General features: G+C 60.9%; 16 protein-coding genes. 4 read left to right on the forward strand and 12 right to left on the reverse strand.

Annotated features, from left to right (window positions below; translation table 11 throughout):
- Positions 1-136 precede the first annotated feature (136 nt).
- Together OPU96_RS18290 and OPU96_RS18295 are read right to left on the reverse strand one after the other, a co-directional pair.
- Positions 137-1,180: an LLM class flavin-dependent oxidoreductase gene (locus tag OPU96_RS18290; protein ID WP_498559455.1), complete on the reverse strand. Its 1,044-nt coding sequence runs from the start codon at positions 1,178-1,180 to the stop codon at positions 137-139.
- A gap of 299 nt (positions 1,181-1,479) precedes the next feature.
- Entirely contained in the window at positions 1,480-1,965 is a 486-nt protein-coding gene (locus OPU96_RS18295) for a flavin reductase family protein (protein WP_498559456.1), read from the reverse strand.
- A gap of 323 nt (positions 1,966-2,288) precedes the next feature.
- On the opposite strand from OPU96_RS18295, the gene OPU96_RS18300 reads away from it, so the two are divergent.
- The 3 genes from OPU96_RS18300 to OPU96_RS18310 all read left to right on the forward strand — a co-directional run bounded on the left by OPU96_RS18300 (position 2,289) and on the right by OPU96_RS18310 (position 7,198).
- Complete coding sequence (locus OPU96_RS18300; RefSeq protein ID WP_498559457.1) at positions 2,289-3,695, forward strand: purine-cytosine permease family protein; 1,407 nt, start codon at positions 2,289-2,291, stop codon at positions 3,693-3,695.
- A gap of 74 nt (positions 3,696-3,769) precedes the next feature.
- On the forward strand, positions 3,770-6,100 hold the full coding sequence (locus OPU96_RS18305; protein WP_498559458.1) for an AAA family ATPase: 2,331 nt from the start codon (positions 3,770-3,772) through the stop codon (positions 6,098-6,100).
- Positions 6,101-6,103: 3 nt separating this feature from the next.
- The gene (locus OPU96_RS18310; RefSeq protein ID WP_498559459.1) at positions 6,104-7,198 is read left to right on the forward strand and encodes an HNH endonuclease; all 1,095 of its coding nucleotides are present in this window, start codon (positions 6,104-6,106) and stop codon (positions 7,196-7,198) included.
- Positions 7,199-7,215: 17 nt separating this feature from the next.
- Here the strand turns inward: OPU96_RS18310 and OPU96_RS18315 are convergent, their stop codons facing one another.
- The 5 genes from OPU96_RS18315 to ribBA form a co-directional block, all read right to left on the reverse strand.
- Entirely contained in the window at positions 7,216-8,370 is a 1,155-nt protein-coding gene (locus tag OPU96_RS18315; RefSeq protein ID WP_498559460.1) for an ABC transporter ATP-binding protein, read from the reverse strand.
- A 16-nt stretch (positions 8,371-8,386) separates the two neighbouring features.
- Complete coding sequence (locus OPU96_RS18320) at positions 8,387-9,196, reverse strand: ABC transporter permease (RefSeq protein WP_498559461.1); 810 nt, start codon at positions 9,194-9,196, stop codon at positions 8,387-8,389.
- A 6-nt stretch (positions 9,197-9,202) separates the two neighbouring features.
- Positions 9,203-10,108 carry an ABC transporter permease gene (locus tag OPU96_RS18325; RefSeq protein WP_498559462.1) on the reverse strand — a complete coding sequence of 302 codons (906 nt, stop codon included), beginning with the start codon at positions 10,106-10,108 and terminating at the stop codon, positions 9,203-9,205.
- Positions 10,105-11,130 (reverse strand): ABC transporter substrate-binding protein, encoded by a 1,026-nt coding sequence (locus OPU96_RS18330; protein WP_498559463.1) that lies wholly within the window; start codon positions 11,128-11,130, stop codon positions 10,105-10,107. The genes OPU96_RS18325 and OPU96_RS18330 overlap by 4 nt, the downstream gene beginning before the upstream one ends.
- A gap of 166 nt (positions 11,131-11,296) precedes the next feature.
- Positions 11,297-12,406 (reverse strand): bifunctional 3,4-dihydroxy-2-butanone-4-phosphate synthase/GTP cyclohydrolase II, encoded by a 1,110-nt coding sequence (gene ribBA, locus OPU96_RS18335; protein WP_498559464.1) that lies wholly within the window; start codon positions 12,404-12,406, stop codon positions 11,297-11,299.
- 70 nt (positions 12,407-12,476) lie between these two features.
- On the opposite strand from ribBA, the gene OPU96_RS18340 reads away from it, so the two are divergent.
- On the forward strand, positions 12,477-12,767 hold the full coding sequence (locus tag OPU96_RS18340) for a DUF1330 domain-containing protein (RefSeq protein WP_498559505.1): 291 nt from the start codon (positions 12,477-12,479) through the stop codon (positions 12,765-12,767).
- A gap of 714 nt (positions 12,768-13,481) precedes the next feature.
- Here the strand turns inward: OPU96_RS18340 and OPU96_RS18345 are convergent.
- The 5 genes from OPU96_RS18345 to OPU96_RS18365 form a co-directional block, all read right to left on the reverse strand.
- Positions 13,482-14,045 carry an NUDIX hydrolase gene (locus tag OPU96_RS18345; RefSeq protein ID WP_498559465.1) on the reverse strand — a complete coding sequence of 188 codons (564 nt, stop codon included), beginning with the start codon at positions 14,043-14,045 and terminating at the stop codon, positions 13,482-13,484.
- Positions 14,046-14,047: 2 nt separating this feature from the next.
- On the reverse strand, positions 14,048-14,800 hold the full coding sequence (locus OPU96_RS18350; protein ID WP_498559466.1) for a GntR family transcriptional regulator: 753 nt from the start codon (positions 14,798-14,800) through the stop codon (positions 14,048-14,050).
- 114 nt (positions 14,801-14,914) lie between these two features.
- Entirely contained in the window at positions 14,915-15,400 is a 486-nt protein-coding gene (locus OPU96_RS18355) for a flavin reductase family protein (protein WP_498559467.1), read from the reverse strand.
- Positions 15,401-15,412: 12 nt separating this feature from the next.
- The gene (locus OPU96_RS18360) at positions 15,413-16,894 is read right to left on the reverse strand and encodes an aldehyde dehydrogenase (protein WP_498559468.1); all 1,482 of its coding nucleotides are present in this window, start codon (positions 16,892-16,894) and stop codon (positions 15,413-15,415) included.
- Positions 16,891-17,724: an alpha/beta fold hydrolase gene (locus OPU96_RS18365; protein WP_498559469.1), complete on the reverse strand. Its 834-nt coding sequence runs from the start codon at positions 17,722-17,724 to the stop codon at positions 16,891-16,893. The genes OPU96_RS18360 and OPU96_RS18365 overlap by 4 nt, the downstream gene beginning before the upstream one ends.
- Between the last annotated feature and the right edge of the window lie 31 nt (positions 17,725-17,755).

Genomic DNA, 17,755 nt, shown 5'->3' on the forward strand with positions numbered 1-17,755 from the left:
CACCAATCCTCTGTGGGAGCTGTCGAGCTTTAGCGAGGCTGCGAAGGCGGCGGCACTGTTGGTAGACGTGTTGGCTGGACCACCGCTTTCGCAGGCAAGCCAGCTCCCACACTGGCCAGGTTTCACGCAGTACCGCTCAACGAAACGCCGGCACCACATGCTTGATAAACAGCTCCAGCGACTTTTTCTTCTCGGCATGGGGCAAGCTGTTGTCGCACCAGAAACTGAACTCATCCACCCCCAGTTCCTGGTAGTACCTGATGCGCGGGATGATTTCTTCTGGTGTGCCGATCATCGCGGTCTTGTGCAGGCTTTCCAGCTCGAACTCGGGGCGGGCGGCGAATTTCTCTTCCGGGCTGGGCTCCAGGAACCCATTGACCGGCACCGTCTTGTTGCCGAACCAGGCATCAAAGGTGCGATAGAACTTGGAGATCGCCTTGGCCCCGACTTTCCAGCCTTCGGGATCGTCGATGCTGTGCACGTGGGTGTGGCGCAGCACCATCAATTGCGGGCGCGGCACGTCCGGGTTGTTGTCGAGGGCGGCCTGGAATTTGTTTTTCAGGTCGAGGACTTCTTCGTCGCCCTTCATCAGCGGCGTGACCATCACGTTGCAGCCGTTGGCCACCGCGAAGTTGTGCGAGTCCGGATCACGGGCGGCGATCCACATTGGCGGGTTGGGTTGCTGGATAGGCTTGGGCACGCTGGTGGAAGTGGGGAATTTCCAGATGTCGCCGTCGTGGGCGTAATCACCCTGCCACAGGGCGCGCACCACCGGCACCATCTCGCGCAGCGCCTGGCCGCCGGATGAGGCGGGCATGCCGCCGGCCATGCGGTCGAACTCGACCTGATAGGCGCCACGCGCCAGGCCGACTTCCATGCGGCCGTTGCTGATCACATCGAGCAACGCGCATTCGCCGGCCACCCGCAGTGGGTGCCAGAACGGCGCGATGATCGTGCCCGCGCCGAGGTGAATAGTAGTGGTCTTGGCCGCGAGGTAAGCCAGCAGCGGCATCGGGCTTGGCGAGATGGTGTATTCCATGGCGTGGTGTTCGCCAATCCACACGGTGCTGAAACCACCGGCTTCGGCCATCAGGGTCAGTTCGGTCAAGTCTTCGAACAACTGGCGATGGCTGATGCTTTCATCCCAACGCTCCATGTGTACGAACAGGGAAAACTTCATGACGCTTACCTCGGATCTATTGTGATCGGCCTGTCGACTGCAGGCCCTTGAGTGCTCTCGCCGAGGGTGAGTCAGCGGATTAATTTCTGGTATACCATAATACAAATAAACCGCAAATCATTTCTCTTCAAGGGTTTCACACTGACCTCACCCGTCGTGTGGGAACACGGTCAACTGTGGGCGCTGGCTTGCCTGCGAAGACGGCGGCACAGGCGACATCCCTGTAGGCAGGCCCACCGCCTTCGCAGCCTCGCTATAGCTCGACAGCTCCCACAGGTTGTCTTGTGGTGCTTTGGACATCAGGCCACTGCCGGCAGCGCCCCCATCTTGCCACTGCAATACACCAGCGGCCCGGCGTTCTGAGCCGGCACGATCAGGTTCTTCACCGCCCCGACCATGATCGCGTGATCACCGCCTTCATATTCACGCCACAACTCGCATTCGATCACCGCCGTGGCATTCGCCAGGATCGGGTTGCCCAGCGCGCTCAACGTCCACTCGATGCCCTGTGCCTTGTCCTTGCCCTTGCGCGCAAACGCATAGGCCTCGTTCTGCTGCCCACCGGACAGCACGTGTATCGCAAAACGCTTGTTCTTGATCAACACCGGGTACGAATCCGAACTGTAGTTGGGGCAGAACAGCACCAGCGCCGGGTCCATCGACAACGAGCTGAAGGCGCTGGCGGTCAGGCCGACGATTTGCCCGTCGTCATCCAGGGTGGTGATCACGGTGACTCCGGACGGAAACGAACCCATCACTTGTTTGTAGATGGCGGCATCGATCATGGGGCGGTCCTCTGGCGGTAATGCGGGTTTTTATAGGTTTGTAGGTCTGATGGTATACCGTAATACGGTCGATGCAAGGGCTTTTTCAACCCGCCGATAAACGCGCACCTTTGGTCTTATAACCAATAAATACGGGGCTAAAGGTGCGAAAAAGCAAGGGGCCGTATGGCACACTTGCGGATCAGATGGACGTCAGGACTACGGATCAGTCTTGTGAAAATGTTGGAATACCATAATATGGTGTTCGTCTGAGGGGCTGCCAGAGAGCGCCCCCGGTTTGGCGTCAAACAACTATAAGATCAGACCAACGCGAGTTCATTTCCATGCCCCAGATGTCACGGCAAGACCCCCTGATCGAGAATCACACGGTCGATTACGTCCCCCTCGCAGAGCGCCATGGAAAGGCCCGCGACCTGTTCACCTTATGGTTCAGCACCAACATCGCGCCATTGCCCATCGTCACCGGCGCGATGGTCGCCCAGGTGTTCCACCTCAACCTCGTATGGGGCCTGCTGGCGATTGCCCTCGGCCACCTGCTCGGCGGCATCGTGATTGCCCTGGCTTCGGCCCAGGGCCCGCGCATGGGCATCCCGCAGATGGTGCAAAGCCGCGGCCAGTTCGGCCGTTACGGTGCACTGCTGATCGTGTTTTTCGCCGCGCTGATCTACATCGGCTTTTTCATCTCCAACATCGTCCTGGCCGGCAAATCCATCGTCGGCATTGCGCCCTCGGTGCCGGTGCCCGCCAGCATCCTGATCGGCGCCCTCAGCGCTACCGCCATCGGCGTGATCGGCTACCGCTTCATCCATACCCTCAACCGCATCGGCACATGGGTGATGGGCAGCGCGCTGCTTGCCGGCTTCCTCTACATCTTCGCCCATGACCTGCCGGCCGACTTCCTCACCCGCGGCGGTTTCAACTTGGCTGGCTGGCTGGCCACCGTGTCCCTCGGCGTGATCTGGCAGATCAGCTTTTCGCCCTACACCAGCGACTACTCGCGTTACCTGCCCGCCGACATCGGCATCAGCCGCCCCTTTATCGCCACCTATCTGGGCGCCACCCTTGGCACCATCCTGTCGTTCGCCTTCGGCCTGGTGGCTGCGCTGGCAACGCCGGAAGGCACCGAAGCCATGGTCGCCGTCAAGCAAGCCACCGGCTGGCTCGGGCCGATCCTGATGGTGCTGTTCCTGCTCAACATCATCAGCCACAACGCCCTGAATCTGTACGGCGCGGTGCTGTCGATCATCACCTCGATCCAGACCTTCGCCAGCCACTGGACCCCGAGCATCAGAGTGCGCGTGGTGCTTTCCGGCGTGATCCTCGCCGGTTGCTGCGTAGTCGCGCTGGGTGCTTCGGCGGATTTCATCGCGCAGTTCATCGGCCTGATCCTCGCATTGCTGCTGGTGCTGGTGCCGTGGGCGTCGATCAACCTGATCGACTTCTACGTGATCAAGCGTGGGGTGTATGACATAACCTCGATCTTCCAGGCGGATGGCGGCGTTTATGGACGCTTTAATCTGCATGCAATCGTCGCGTATTTCATCGGGATTGTGGTGCAACTGCCGTTTGCCAATACGTCGTTGTATGTGGGGCCGTGGGCCAACTGGGTGGAAGGCGCGGATTTGTCGTGGCTGGTGGGGTTGGTGGTGACGTGTCCGTTGTATTACTGCCTGGCGACGCGGGGGAGGGTGGTGCGTGAGCCGGTGGGGAAGTTGAAGTATGTGAAGTAAATGCTGGGCGGTGCTTTCGCTTAGTGGCTTGTTGCTATTAATCTCGTCTTTTTTGGGTCTTAGGGACGAGATTGATGCAGTTTTTCGACCGTGGTTCTGTAGCACCACCGAAATTTTTTCGCATGCCGGCAGCGAGTAAGGCGCGGGCCAGGTTACTCAACTTTTTCAAAACGGACCCTTTGGAGCGCTCACAGACTCGACTTTCTGGACACTCGCTGGACGTTAACGACGTCTCCGTACTCGATGGTCTGACGACGTTGTTCCGCGGCAAGTGCGCGTTTTGCGAAACCGAGCGTGGGACGCTGGCTTATCGTTTTCGACCGCAGGCATCTGCCACGCCGGAGGGCAGTGACAGCCATCTGTATTACACCTGGCTGGCCAATGCCTGGGAGAACATCTATCCGATTTGCCGGGAATGCATTCCGAACCAGCCTGAGTATTTTCCGGTAGCAGGTGAACGCATGCCCTTGCCATCCATCGAGCGTTTGCAAGTCTATGTTGATGAGGACCTGGGCATGTGGCGGTCGTACCCACTGGGTGAGAAACATGATTTGCTCGATCCCTGTGACGACAGGGCTTTTCACAAGCACTTTTTCATCTCGGTCAGTGGCGAGATTGAAGCTCTTAGCCCGCGTGCAGCACTAACCATCAAACACTTCAAGTTGGATCGGCGCGAACTGACCCTAGAGCGAGAGGAGGCCCTGAGTGGGTATCGGGCTCGGCTTTTTGCTCCGGGGCCCGTCAAGTTTCGCGCAAATGATCTCTTTGACTTCAGCAATATGGAGTTTGGCGGGTTGTGGCATTTGCAATGCCGCTTGATTGTTTCGTTCTTGTCCAGGGCAATCAGGGGCCGGCCCACATTGATTTCTCGTTCACAAATCTCGAACTCCTATAGACGGCTTCGAAATGAGCCGGAGTTTAATCGTCATATGTCGCGGTTGGTCGAGTGGATCGAGAAAGAGAATTTTGGACGCTACGCCAAACCCTCTGAATCATTGCCCACAACCGCGAAAAACCCGCCCAAGGAAAAAGCTCCCACACCGATTGCTCCCCCTCCGGTCTACCCCACACTCCTGTCCATCGAACTGACCTGTTTCAAGGCTATTGATCAGCTCCAACTGACATTGGCGCAGCAGTCGGCGGAGTCGCTCTTGAGCCAAGAGCCGGTGCAACCCGCCATGCTGATTCTGGGGGAAAACGCTACCGGCAAAAGCTCGATCCTGGAGGCTACGGCGTTGGCATTGACTGACGAGAGCACTCGTACTTCATTGAAGCTGGATGTCGCTGACTTGGTACTCAACCCAACGTACCTGGGCCAGATCGACCATCCTCCCATGCCCTCTGCGCAGATTTGCCTGAGGTTCGATGAGAAGCCAGATGTCGTGCTCGAAATCAAAGGTTCGATCTGGGAACCACAAAGCCCGCGGGTAACTCCTCCGGTGTTTGCCTACGGCGCGTTTCGTCAATATCAGAAAAACAGCTCGGCCTATAAGGCCGGGCCTGGGATCTTCAATCTGTTCGACTCGGCACGCTTGCTGCCCAACCCCGAACCCTGGCTGCTTGGCCTGGAGGCGCGAGACCTGGCCGACGTTGCGCGTGCGTTGCGCTTCATCATGGCGGTTGATGGGGACTTCGATGTCATCGTGAAGTCTGCCGATAACCAGCGCTGCCTGATCGTCACACACCCAGGCGGGGTTGAAACCATCACGCCTCTGAGCCACACCTCGTCGGGCTACCGCTCGGTATTGGCGATGGCCTGCGACATCATGCGCAGGCTGATGGACCGCAGTACCAATCCGCACTACCAAAGCCTGGAGAACGCCCGCGCCATTGTATTGATCGATGAAGTGGAAGCGCATCTTCACCCACGCTGGAAAATCCAGATCATGAGTGCGCTGCGCAAGGCGTTGCCCAAGGTCACGTTCATTGCCACCAGCCACGATCCGCTGTGTGTGCGCGGTATGCATCATGGCGAGGTTGTGGTGGTACATCGCACTGCAAAACCCGTTATTGAGGGCAGTGCCGCGCACCTTGCTCATGTCGAGCAATTAATCGACCTGCCCGACATCACCCAACTGACCATCGAACAATTGCTTACCTCGGACTTTTTTAGCCTTGCCTCCACCGACCAGCCGCTGATGAACCAGAAGTTGGCTCAATTGGCAGACCTGCTGAGTGCGAGCTACAACGAAAAACCACTGGAACCTGATGAGCAGCAAGTGGTGAAGTTGTTCAAAGAGGAAATAAACGACGTACTCCCGGTAGGTGGTACCGAGGGGCAACGGCTGGTGCAAGAGGCGGTTGCCGAGTTTCTCCAAAAGCGCGTCACGGCCTCGCGGAAAAAGTTGAAAGAGTTTGATGATCAGGCCAAGCGCAAGATCCTCGCTGCGCTGGAGGGTTTCTGAGCCATGCGTTATGTGGATCGATCAAAATTTGTCACGCCACAGGTAATGGCAGTCGTTCCTGGACAGCGTTCGCCAGCCGACGAGGAGTTGGTGAAGGTGGCGGCCTATATCAAGAAAAAGGCACAGCTGCGGGCCAAGGCCGCGGTGAAAAGAGCCAAGGCGAAGGCGTCGGGTAAACGTGCTTCCAATGTGTCGGTTACGCAGGTTTCGCCTTTCAAGCTCTATAAGCACGATAGCGTCAAGGCCCGGCTCATCGAAATGTTCCACCGTAAATGCGCCTACTGCGAAAGCTTCTACTACGCGACCTCCGCGATGGAGGTTGAGCACTACCGCCCCAAGGAAGCCGTGTTCGGTGATGCAACGCATGAGGGTTACTGGTGGCTGGGCGTGACCTGGGACAACCTCCTGCCCAGCTGTATCTACTGTAACCAGCGCAGAACCCAAATCCTCCCCAAAGGCGCCGTTGGGCAGGTGGGGTTGCTGGAGGATGCAGGTCGCTTCACTCATGAGCGTTCGGTCACAACAGGCAAAGGCACCCATTTTCCGGTGCTGGGGCCAAGGGTTACGGATTCTGCTGGCGACTACTCCAAGGAGTTGCCACTGTTGTTGAACCCCTGCAAGGACCAGCCCCAGGATCATCTTGGGTACTGCCTCGAATCCGTGAATACCATCGCACTGACGCTGGCAAAACCGGGCGTCGAGGTTATCCCACCGAATATGGGCCTGGACCCAAAAACCCTAGCAGACTTCAAGGCCGAACTGTCCCGAACCCTCAAGTACAATCTGGACTTGAGGGGCTCGGTGTCGATCTTGATCTATGGTCTGAACCGCTTGGGGCTGGTGCAGGAAAGAACACGAGTGCTGCGCCAATTGATGTTTCTGGAGGTCCAGGTGGTCGAGCTTACCGATTACATCAACAAGTTGGAACGCCGTCCGCCGAGCTCAAAATACGCGCCGGAGGACAAAGTGATTGCTCAAGGCCTGGAGCAACTGCGTGACCGCACGGTGCGACAAATGAAATCATTGGCCAAGCCCCAGGCGCCTTATTCCATGATGGTCCGGGCCTACCTCGAAGAGTTTGCTGCACGCCTGGCCTGAACCGAATGGCGGATAACTCAATGCGCCCCGGCCGCCTTATTCAAATCACTCTCCGCCCACTCGGTATACACACACGCATCCGCCGTCGCCCAACGCACCCGCACCGGATCTCCCGCCTTGAGCGGCATCCCCGCAGCAGACAACGCCTTGACCGTCATCGAAGTACCACCGAGGGTTTTCACCGTGCAGGTCTGGCTTTCACCCAGGAACAGCACTTCACCGACGATTGCCGACACTTCATTCCAACCCGCTGCCAGCGGCTGTTCAGCCGCTTGTTCGACGCTCAATGCCAGGGCTTTTTCCGGGCGCACCATCAGCAACACGTCCTGTTCGATACGCAGCCCTGTGGTCAGTCGGATCGATAACGACTGCCCCTCAAACGATGCCGCCGCATTCCCCTGGGCCTTGAGCTTGAGGAAGTTGGAGTTGCCCAGGAACGACGCGACAAACGCATTCGGCGGGTTCTGGTACAGGTCAAAGCCGCTGCCCAAGCCGACGATCTTGCCGTGGCTGAAAATCGCGATACGCTGGGACAGGCGCATGGCTTCTTCCTGGTCGTGGGTCACGTAGACGATGGTGATGCCCAGGCGCCGGTGCAGTTGGCGCAGTTCGTCCTGCAGGTCTTCACGCAGCTTTTTGTCGAGGGCGCCGAGGGGTTCGTCCATCAGCAGGATGCGTGGTTCGTACACCAGCGCGCGGGCGATGGCGACGCGTTGCTGTTGGCCGCCGGAGAGTTGCGAAGGGCGACGGTGGGCGAACTGTTCCAGCTGTACCAGCTTGAGCATGGCGTCGACGCGTTTGTCGCGCTCGGCGCTGGCGAGTTTGCGGATCGCCAACGGGAAGGCGATGTTGTCGCGTACCGACAGGTGCGGGAATAGCGAATAACGCTGGAACACCATGCCGATGTCGCGCTTGTGCGGCGGTACGTTGACCAGGGATTTTCCACCCACCAGGATTTCGCCGCTGCTCGGCGTTTCGAACCCGGCGAGCATCGACAGGGTGGTGCTTTTGCCTGAGCCGCTGGAGCCTAGGAAGGTGAGGAATTCGCCGTCCTGGATGTCCAGCGAGATGTTGTCCACGGCGGCAAATTCGCCGTAGTGCTTGTTCAGGTTGCGCAGGCTGACCAGGGGGTGGCCGGGCTGCTGCGCGGGGGCTTTGATCACTGCACTCATGTTCTACTCCTGGCGCTCAAGCGCGGGTTTCGGTACGTCGACGTGCGACGGCGGCAATCACCATGACCAGTACCGACAGGCCGATCAGCAGCGTCGAGGCGACGGCGATCACAGGCGTTAGGTCCTGGCGCAGGGTGGTCCACATTTTCACGGGAAGGGTTTGCAGGGTCGGGCTGGCCATCATCACGCTGAGCACCACTTCATCCCACGAGACGAGGAAGGCGAACAGCGCACCGGCGACCATGCCGGGGCGGATCGCCGGGAACGTCACCTTGAACACCGCCTGCAAGCGCGACGCGCCGCAGATCACCGCCGCGTCTTCGATCGACTGGTCGAACAGCTTCAGCGAGTTGATGATCGAGATGATGGTGAACGGCAGCGCGACGATCACATGGCTGACCACAAAGGCGAACATCGTGCCGGTGTAGCCGAGCTTGAGAAACAGCGCGTACACCGCCACGGCGATGATCACCAGCGGCACGATCATCGGCAGGGTGAACAGGCCGTAGAGCAACTCACGGCCAGGGAAGAGTCCGCGCACCAACGCAAAAGCAGTCGGCAAACCCAGGGCCACGGCGAACACGGTGGTCAGTACCGCGACCTTGAGGCTGGCCGCGGCGGCGTTCATCCAGTCGGCGTTGGAGAAGAACTGGCCGTACCATTTCAGCGTCCAGCCCGGCGGCGGGAACACCAGCCACTGGGACGAACCGAACGACAGCAGAACGATAAACACGATCGGCAACAGCAAAAACAGGCCGATCAAGCCGGTGGTGGTGTAGAGGCCCAAGCGCATCCTGCGGCTCATGGCGTTGGGGGTCAGGAGCATGACGGCTTACCTCGCGTTGCTGGCGCCGACCGGGGATTCCGGTTGGAGCTTCAGGTAGAAGTAGAACAGCACCAGCGTGATAAAGATCAGCAACGCGGCGCCGGCGCTGGCCAGGCCCCAATTGAGGAACGATTGCACCTGCTGGATGATGAACTCGGGCAGCATCATGTTCTGCGCACCGCCGAGCAGCGCCGGGGTGACGTAGTAACCGAGGGACATCACAAACACCATTAAGCCACCGGAAAACAACCCCGGCCGGCACAGCGGCAGGAACACCCGGAAGAAGTTGGTCCAGGGGCTCGCACCGCAGATCGAGCCGGCCTGCAGGATCATCGGGTCGATGGCCTGCATGGTCGCCTGCAACGGCAGCACGATGAACGGGATCATGATGTAGCTCATGCCGATCACCACGCCGGTGAGGTTGTGCACCATTTCCAGCGGCTGGTCGATGATGCCCAGCGCCATCAGCGCCTTGTTGATCACCCCCGAGGCTTGCAGCAACACAAGCCAGGAATATGTGCGGGCGAGCAGGCTGGTCCACATCGACAACAGCACGATGCTCAGCATCCAACGGCCCCAACCGCGAGGCACCAGGGTAATCGCCCAGGCCAGCGGGAAGCCCAACAGCAGGCTGAACAGGGTCACCAGGCCCGCCACCGAGAAGGTGTTGAGCAGCACGCGGGCGTAGGCTGAGTTGGCGAACAGTTGTTGGTAGTTGCCCAGGCCCGGCTCCGGCTCCAGTACGCCGCGCAGCAGCAGGCCGATCAAGGGGGCGAGGAAGAACAGGCCGAGGAACAGCAGGGCGGGGATCAGGTTGCTCGATCCTTTCCAGCGCTGCATCAGGGCTGTGCCCGGAACCGCACCGGGGGCGCCGAGGGCGCTCCCGGTCGGTGTGGTTGCCGTCATTTTCATTTGACTAGCCATTCGTTCCACCGTGTTGCAATGGCCGGACCGTTCTTCGCCCAGTAGGCGAAATCAAGGGTGATCTGGTCGGCGGCGTAGGCGGTCGGCAGGTTTGGCGCGAGCACTGAGTCCAGGCGCTGCACGCTGTCAACGTTGACGGGAGCATAGGCGGTCAGGTTGGAAAAGTCGGCCTGGCCCTTGGCGCTGCTGGCGTTGGCCAGGAACTTCATCGCAGCCGCTTTGTTCTTGCTGCCTTTGGGCACGACGAGGATGTCGGCCATCACCAGATTCTGCTTCCAGCTCACGCCGACCGGCGCGCCGTCTTCTTGCAGGGCGTGGATACGACCGTTCCAGAATTGGCCCATGCTGACTTCGCCGGAGGCCAACAGCTGCTGCGATTGCGCGCCGCCGCCCCACCAGACGATGTCTTTCTTGATGCTGTCGAGTTTCTTGAAGGCGCGGTCCAGGTCCAGCGGGTAGAGCTTGTCGGCCGCGACGCCGTCGGCCAGCAGGGCGAGTTCGAGCACGCCGGGGCTGGGCCATTTGTACAGGGCGCGTTTGCCAGGGTAGGTCTTGGTGTCGAACAGCGCGGTCCAGTCTTGCGGTTTGCCGGCGCCGAGCTTGCCTTCGTTGTAGCCGAGCACGAAGGAGAAGAAGAACGAACCGACGCCGTGGTCGGAGACGAAGCGCGGGTCGATCTTGTCGCGCTGGATCACCGAGAAATCCAGGGGTTCGAGCAGACCTTCGGCGGCGGCGCGCAGGGCGAAGTCTGCTTCCACGTCGACCACGTCCCACTGCACGTTGCCGCTCTCGACCATGGCCTTGAGTTTGCCGTAGTCGGTGGGGCCGTCCTGCACCACGGTGATCCCGCTGGCCTTGCTGAACGGGTCAGCCCAGGCCTGCTTTTGCGCATCCTGGGTGCTACCGCCCCAGCTGACGAAATTGACGCTTTCGGCGGCCATGGCCGCGTGGCTGGCGGTTGCCAGCAAACCCGCGATCAGGACTGCGCTGATACGTTTGTTCAACACCATTTTTACGCCCTCATTGTTGTGTTTATGAGCGGGGCTTTTGAGTGCCCGCCTATCGGGAGCAGTCGGTGTGGATGACGTTTTTGGGGTCATCCAACCTGTGGAATATCATATTATGGTATTCCAATTTTTGCGCAAGCACTTTGCCATACCGGCTATCTGGCCGGGGTCATTCTACGAACGGGATACTCTCCACCACTTCCAGGTCATAACCGGTCAAGCCCGCGTATTTGAGCGGTGGTCCGAGGTGGCGCAACTGACCGACGCCGAGGTCTTGCAGAATCTGCGCACCGGTGCCGACTTCCGAATAAATCCGCGATTGCGAGCGGCTGAATTGGCGCGGCGTCTGGGTCAGTTGCGGTACGCGTTCGAGCAGCGCCTGGGAGGATTCGTGGTTGGCCAGCACCACCACCACGCCGCTGCCTTCGGCGGCGACGCGTTGCAGTGCGGCCCACAGCGTCCAGTTTGACGGGCCGCTGTACTCGGCGCCGACCAGGTCGCGCAACGGGTCGATCACATGCACGCGCACCAGCGCAGGGGTGTCGCGGCGCAACTGGCCCATCACCATGGCCATGTGCACGCCGCCGTCGATGCGGTCCTCGAACGTGATCAGGCGGAAGGTGCCGTGCACCGTCGGCAGGTCGCGTTCGCCGATACGCACCACGGTGCACTCGGTGCTGAGGCGGTAGTGGATCAGGTCGGCGATGGTGCCGATCTTGATGCCGTGCTTGCGTGCGAACACTTCCAGCTCGGGGCGACGGGCCATGGTGCCGTCGTCGTTCATCACTTCGACGATCACCGACGCCGGGATATGCCCGGCCAGGCGCGCCAGGTCACAACCGGCCTCGGTGTGGCCGGCGCGGGTGAGTACACCGCCGTCCTTGGCGCGCAGGGGGAAGATGTGGCCGGGCTGCACAATGTCCGCAGGGCCGGCGTTGGGAGCGACGGCGGCGGCGACCGTGCGTGCGCGGTCGGAGGCTGAAATGCCGGTGGTCACGCCGGTGGCGGCTTCGATGGATACCGTGAATGCGGTACTGAACACGCTGCCGTTGCTTGGCACCATCTGCTCAAGGCCCAGGCGCCGGCAGTGTTCGTCAGTGAGCGTCAGGCAGATCAGGCCACGGGCTTCGCGGGCCATGAAGCTGATCGTCTCAGCGGTGCAGCAGGCGGCGGGCAGCAACAGATCGCCTTCGTTTTCACGGTCTTCGTTGTCTACCAACAGCACCATTTTGCCTTGGCGGTAGTCTTCGATGATGTCTGCGATGCTGTTGAAGCTCATAGTGGGATGCTCGATTTGTTGGTTGTATGTATTATGGTATACCAAAAAATCTGAAGAGGAGAATATCTCGATGAAGGCTTACTGGATTGCGCATGTGGATGTGGCGGATGCCGAGCAATACAGCCAGTACACCCGCCGTGCGCCGGCGGCGTTTGCGCTGTATGGAGGGAAGATTCTGGCCAGGGGTGGGCGTAGTGTTGTGCTGGAGGGTGGGCCTGGGGCACCGCGTCATGTGGTGATTGAGTTTGAGAGTTATGAGCGGGCGCTGGCTTGTTATGAGTCTGCGCAGTATCAGGAGGCCAAGGGGCATCGCGAGGGTGTGGCGGTGGCGCAGGTTGTGATTGTGGAGGGGGTGGCGTAGTGGGGCTGAGTACATATCCGTTGTTTAGGTAACGGCGGCTTATGGTTCCACCCTTACAGCGGGTCACTTTTGGAAAGGCCCAAAAGTAACCAAAAGGCCTTCGCCCCAACACTCGGTACCTCGCCCAGGCTCGGTGTGCCCTCACTCCGGCTTGAATCCGTGGGCCGCCGCCACGCGCCATCCATGGCGCGGGGCGGCTAACCCGGCGTCCTGCCGGGTTGCCCACGGATTCAAGCCTGCGTTCGGCCAGCGTGTTTAACGGGGCGACCCGAGATCAAAAGCCAGAGCGCGGCGGCCTTGGAGCCGACCGGCATGGGCGGGGTGAACTGGGTCAAAACTGTGGGAGCGGGCTTGCTCGCGAATGCGGTGAATCAGCCAATGAATCCGTTGATTGATACACTGCATTCGCGAGAAAGCCCGCTCCCACATTTGGATCTCCATGTATCAGATGGAACTGTGGTTTGCTCTGGCTCTTGATCTTAGGCGGCCCCGCAAATCCATGGCGGATTACGGGCACACCGAGCCTAAGCGAGGTGCCGAGTGTTGGGGCAAGAGCGTTTTGCTTACTTTATGCGCTTTTCAAAAGTGAGCCGCCGTAAGGGCGGAACCATAAGCCGCCGTTACCTAAATAACGGATATGTACACCGACACACCGACACACCGTCATCGCAGGCAAGCCAGCTTCCACATTTTGAATGTTATCCGTCCAGGCAATCAGCGAATAAAGTGAATCTTCCCGCTGTCATCATTGCCAATGTAGATCCCATACACCCCAGCCTGCCGCTCCTCGATATACCGCTCAAGAATTTGCCGAATCGCCGGATAGTAGATGCTGTCCCAAGGAATCTCCTCGGGCGCGAAGAACTTATAGTCCAGCGTCTCCGGCCCAAACTCCCCGGTAATCTCCAGCGCAATCGCGCGAAAGATGATGTATACCTCGCTGATCCTGGGCACGCTGAAGATCGAGTAGGGCGAGACAATCTCCGCCCGCACGCCGCTTTCTTCCCAGACTTCGCGCAGCGCTGCCTGTTCGGTGGTCTCGCCACCTTCCATAAAACCCGCCGGCAACGTCCAGGTGCCCGGGCGCGGTGGAATCGCCCGTTGGCACAAAAGGTACTTGCCGTCCTGCTCGATGATGCAGCCGGCAATGATCTTCGGGTTTACATAGTGGATATAGCCGCAGCCCCGGCACATCAGGCGCTCATGAGTGTCGCCCGGTGGCAGCTGGTGACCGAGGTCACTGGCGCCGCAATCCGGGCAAAAGCGCGGGCTGGGCACGGTCAGTGACCTATGCGGGGTTCTTTGAGCGCGATGGGCAGGGTGATTTCCGGGATCTTGCCGGTCTCTTCCTGTTTGCGCTTGAGGTAGTCCAGGGCCACGGCCGCAGCGGCGCGTACGTGATCGACGCAGGCCTGGTGGGCGGCGAGCGGGTCGCCGCTCTTGATCGCCTGGACCATGCGTTCCATTTCCTGGTTGCTGGTGCCGCGACGGTTTTCCTGGGACACCGAGGTAGCGCGCAGGTAGCTGATGCGCGCCTGCAACTGGCGCAGCTGGGTGGCGGCGACGTGGTTGCCGGAGCCTTCGAGCAGCACGTCGTAGAAGCCCTGCACCGAATCGATCACCTGTTGCAGCTCGCCATCCTTGAGGGCCTTGCGGTTCTCTTCGAGGGCTTTTTCCAGGGCCTTGATGTCCTTGGCCTTGGCGCGCAGGGTGAACAGTTGCACGATTAAACCTTCGAGCACGCAGCGCAGTTCATAGATGTCGACGGCATCGGCCAGGGTGATCACGGCCACTTGCGGGCCCTTGGCGTCGGCGAATTCCACCAGGCCTTCGGACTCCAGGTGACGCAACGCCTCACGCACCGAGGTGCGGCTGACGCCGAGGCGGTCGCACAGGTCGCGCTCCACCAGGCGGTCGCCCGGCAGCAGTTGGAAGTTCATGATCGCGCTGCGCAGTTTCTCCAGCACGATTTCCCGCAGGGTGACCGGGTTGTGATTGACCTTGAAGCTGTCGTCGAGTGGCAGGCGTTTCATGGGCGTTGCTCTGTCTGTAACGGTTAACTGGGGGCCGAACGTGGGCCGAAAGTGACGGCGAGTTTATCACGCGGTGTCTTTTAAGCGACAAACCCTCACGGCCCCCCGCATGCCTCAGGCCAAGGCCGGCAACGGCCCCAGCTTGCCCTTGTGATAGATCATCGGCGTGACCGGCTGCGCGGGCAGGATCAGGTTTTTCACCGCGCCGACGATGATCGCATGGTCGCCGCCGTCGTATTCACGCCACAGCTCGCACTCGATGATCGCCGTGGCCTTGGCCAGCAGCGGGTTGCCCAGCTCGCTCAAGTGCCACTCGATGCCCTTGGCTTTTTCCTTGCCTTTGCTGGCGAAGGCATAGGCTTCGGCGGTCTGGTCGGCGGACAGCAGGTGGATCGCAAAGCGCTTGCTGTCGCGCAGCACCGGGTAGGTGTCTGAAGCATAGTTGGGGCAGAACAGCACCAGCGCCGGGTCGATGGACAACGCGCTGAACGCGCTGGCGGTGATGCCGACGATGCCGCCGTCCGGGTCAAGGGTGGTGACCACCGTGACGCCGGACGGGAACGAGCTCATCACGTCTTTGTAAATGCCGGGTTCTATCATGGTTGTGGCCTCTTAACGCATCACGAAAGGATCAGGCATGGGCGCCTGGGACAGGTTGATCCACACCGTTTTCAGCTCGGTGTAGGCCAGCACCGAATCGATGCCGCTTTCGCGTCCATAGCCACTGTTCTTGAAGCCGCCGATCGGCGCCATGGCCGACACGGCGCGGTAGGTGTTGACCCAGATGATGCCCGAGCGCACGTCCCGGGCCAGGCGGTGGGCGCGGCCGAGGTCGCGGGTCCAGATGCCGGCGGCGAGGCCGAACTGCGAGTCGTTGGCGATGGCCAGCGCTTCGGCTTCGTCCTTGAAGCGGATCACCGAGGCCACCGGGCCGAACACCTCTTCTTGCATGATCTTCATCGAGTTGCGGTCGCATTCGAACAGCGTCGGCTCGTAGAACCAGCCTTCACCCAGGTTCTGCGGGCGCTTGCCGCCGGTGCGCAGGCGTGCGCCCTCGGCGATGGCGTCGGCCACCAGGCCTTCGACCACGGCCAGTTGCTGCGCGGTGGCCATCGGGCCCATCTCGCTGGCGTCGTCCTGGGGGTTGCCGATGCGGATGCGCTGGGCACGCGCCACCAGGCGTTCGACGAATTCGTCGTAGATTTCATCCTGTACCAACAGGCGCGAACCCGACACACAGCTCTGCCCGGACGCCGCATAGATACCAGCGATTGCGCCGTTGATGGCGCTGTCCAGGTCGGCGTCGGCAAAGATGATATTGGGCGATTTCCCGCCCAGTTCCAGGGACAGCTTGGCGAAGTTTTCCGCACTGCTGCGCACCACATGGCGGGCGGTGGCTGCGCCGCCGGTGAAGGCGATCTTGCGCACCAGCGGGTGGCGGGTGAGGGCGGCGCCGGTGCTCGGGCCGTAGCCGGTGACCACGTTGACCACACCAGGCGGAATCCCGGCTTCCAACGCCAGGCGCGCCAGTTCGAGGATGGTCGCCGAGGCGTGTTCCGACGGCTTGATCACGATGGTGTTGCCCGCGGCCAAGGCCGGGGCGAGTTTGATCGCGGTGAGGTACAGCGGGCTGTTCCACGGAATGATCGCGGCGACCACGCCCATGGCTTCGTGCACGGTGTAGGCGAACAGGTCCGGCTTATCCAGCGGCAGGGTGCCGCCTTCGAGCTTGTCGGCCAGGCCGGCGGTGTAGTGAAAGAACTCCGGCAGGTAGCTGACCTGGCCGCGGGTTTCGCGGATCAGCTTGCCGTTGTCGCGGCTCTCCAGCTGGGCCAGTTGCTCCTTGTTGTCGGCGATCAAGTCACCCAGGCGACGCAGCAACTTGCCCCGTGCAGTGGCAGTGAGGCCACGCCAGGCGGCGCCGTCGAAAGCGGCCTGGGCGGCCTGCACGGCGCGCTCCACGTCGGCTTCATCGGCGTCGGGCAGTTGTGCCCAGGGTTCGGCCAGGGCCGGGTTGAGGCTGTCGAAGGTCTTGCCGGACAGCGCATCGACCCATTCACCGCCGATGCACATCTGGAAGCGTGCGAGCGTCATGCAACGATCCCCTTTATCTGATTGTTCTGGGAGTGGGCCGTCTCAAGAAAACCCAGCAGCAGCTGGTTGACCAGGCGCGGCGATTCTACCGGCATCATATGCCGTTGTTCGGCGAGCACGGCGACCGTGGCACCGGGAATCCTGTCGGCCAGTTGGCGGGCCATTTCCGGGGTTGAGCCGGGGTCGAGCTCGCCGGTGGCGACCAGCGTCGGCACGCGGATGCCCTTCAGGTCATCGGCGCGGTACATGTCCTGGGTAGCAAACAATTCGTAGGTGGTCAGGTAGCCCTGGGGATCATTGCCCGCCAGGGTCTGGCGCAACGCCGCGATCTGCGCCGGGTTGGCCGCCTGGTATTCACGGCTGAACCAGCGCGACAGCGCCGCTTCGGCATTGGCATCCGGTCCGTGTTCGGCGGCCTGGGCGGTGCGCGCAATCACCCCGGCACGCTGCTCAGTGCTGCGGTTGAACACGCTGTTGAGTACCACCAGGCCGTGCAGGCGCTCCGGGTAATGCAGGGCAAACGCCCGCGCCACCAGGCCGCCCATGGAAAACCCGATGACCGTGGCCTGGGGCAGTTGCAGGTGGTCGAGCAACTCCAGCAACTGGTCGGCGTAACCCAGCAGCGGCGTGCCGCTGGCCGGGCGTGGGCTGGCGCCATGGCCAAGCATGTCGTAGGCGATCACGCGGTAGTTGGCGGCCAGGCCAACGACCTGGCCGCCCCACATCTCTTTATTCAGGCCCACGCCGTGGATCAAAACCACAGGCTGGCCTTGGCCGGTCGCCAGGTAACTGGTGCCAGCCGGGGTGTGTTCAGCGGTGAGCCGAATCATGGAGCGCTCCTGCATACCTTTTTATTAGGAA

It is taken from the genome of Pseudomonas sp. RP-B7 (genome assembly GCF_059803535.1).

Coding starts and splice junctions, on each gene's coding strand:
- OPU96_RS18350 (WP_498559466.1), bottom strand. CDS start 14,800: ATGAAACGCCTGCCACTCGACGACAGCTTCAAGGTCAATCACAACCCG.
- OPU96_RS18295 (WP_498559456.1), bottom strand. CDS start 1,965: ATGATCGATGCCGCCATCTACAAACAAGTGATGGGTTCGTTTCCGTCC.
- OPU96_RS18315 (WP_498559460.1), bottom strand. CDS start 8,370: ATGAGTGCAGTGATCAAAGCCCCCGCGCAGCAGCCCGGCCACCCCCTG.
- OPU96_RS18360 (WP_498559468.1), bottom strand. CDS start 16,894: ATGACGCTCGCACGCTTCCAGATGTGCATCGGCGGTGAATGGGTCGAT.
- OPU96_RS18330 (WP_498559463.1), bottom strand. CDS start 11,130: ATGGTGTTGAACAAACGTATCAGCGCAGTCCTGATCGCGGGTTTGCTG.
- OPU96_RS18290 (WP_498559455.1), bottom strand. CDS start 1,180: ATGAAGTTTTCCCTGTTCGTACACATGGAGCGTTGGGATGAAAGCATC.
- ribBA (WP_498559464.1), bottom strand. CDS start 12,406: ATGAGCTTCAACAGCATCGCAGACATCATCGAAGACTACCGCCAAGGC.
- OPU96_RS18365 (WP_498559469.1), bottom strand. CDS start 17,724: ATGATTCGGCTCACCGCTGAACACACCCCGGCTGGCACCAGTTACCTG.
- OPU96_RS18320 (WP_498559461.1), bottom strand. CDS start 9,196: ATGCTCCTGACCCCCAACGCCATGAGCCGCAGGATGCGCTTGGGCCTC.
- OPU96_RS18340 (WP_498559505.1), top strand. CDS start 12,477: ATGAAGGCTTACTGGATTGCGCATGTGGATGTGGCGGATGCCGAGCAA.
- OPU96_RS18355 (WP_498559467.1), bottom strand. CDS start 15,400: ATGATAGAACCCGGCATTTACAAAGACGTGATGAGCTCGTTCCCGTCC.
- OPU96_RS18300 (WP_498559457.1), top strand. CDS start 2,289: ATGCCCCAGATGTCACGGCAAGACCCCCTGATCGAGAATCACACGGTC.
- OPU96_RS18310 (WP_498559459.1), top strand. CDS start 6,104: ATGCGTTATGTGGATCGATCAAAATTTGTCACGCCACAGGTAATGGCA.
- OPU96_RS18305 (WP_498559458.1), top strand. CDS start 3,770: ATGCAGTTTTTCGACCGTGGTTCTGTAGCACCACCGAAATTTTTTCGC.
- OPU96_RS18325 (WP_498559462.1), bottom strand. CDS start 10,108: ATGAAAATGACGGCAACCACACCGACCGGGAGCGCCCTCGGCGCCCCC.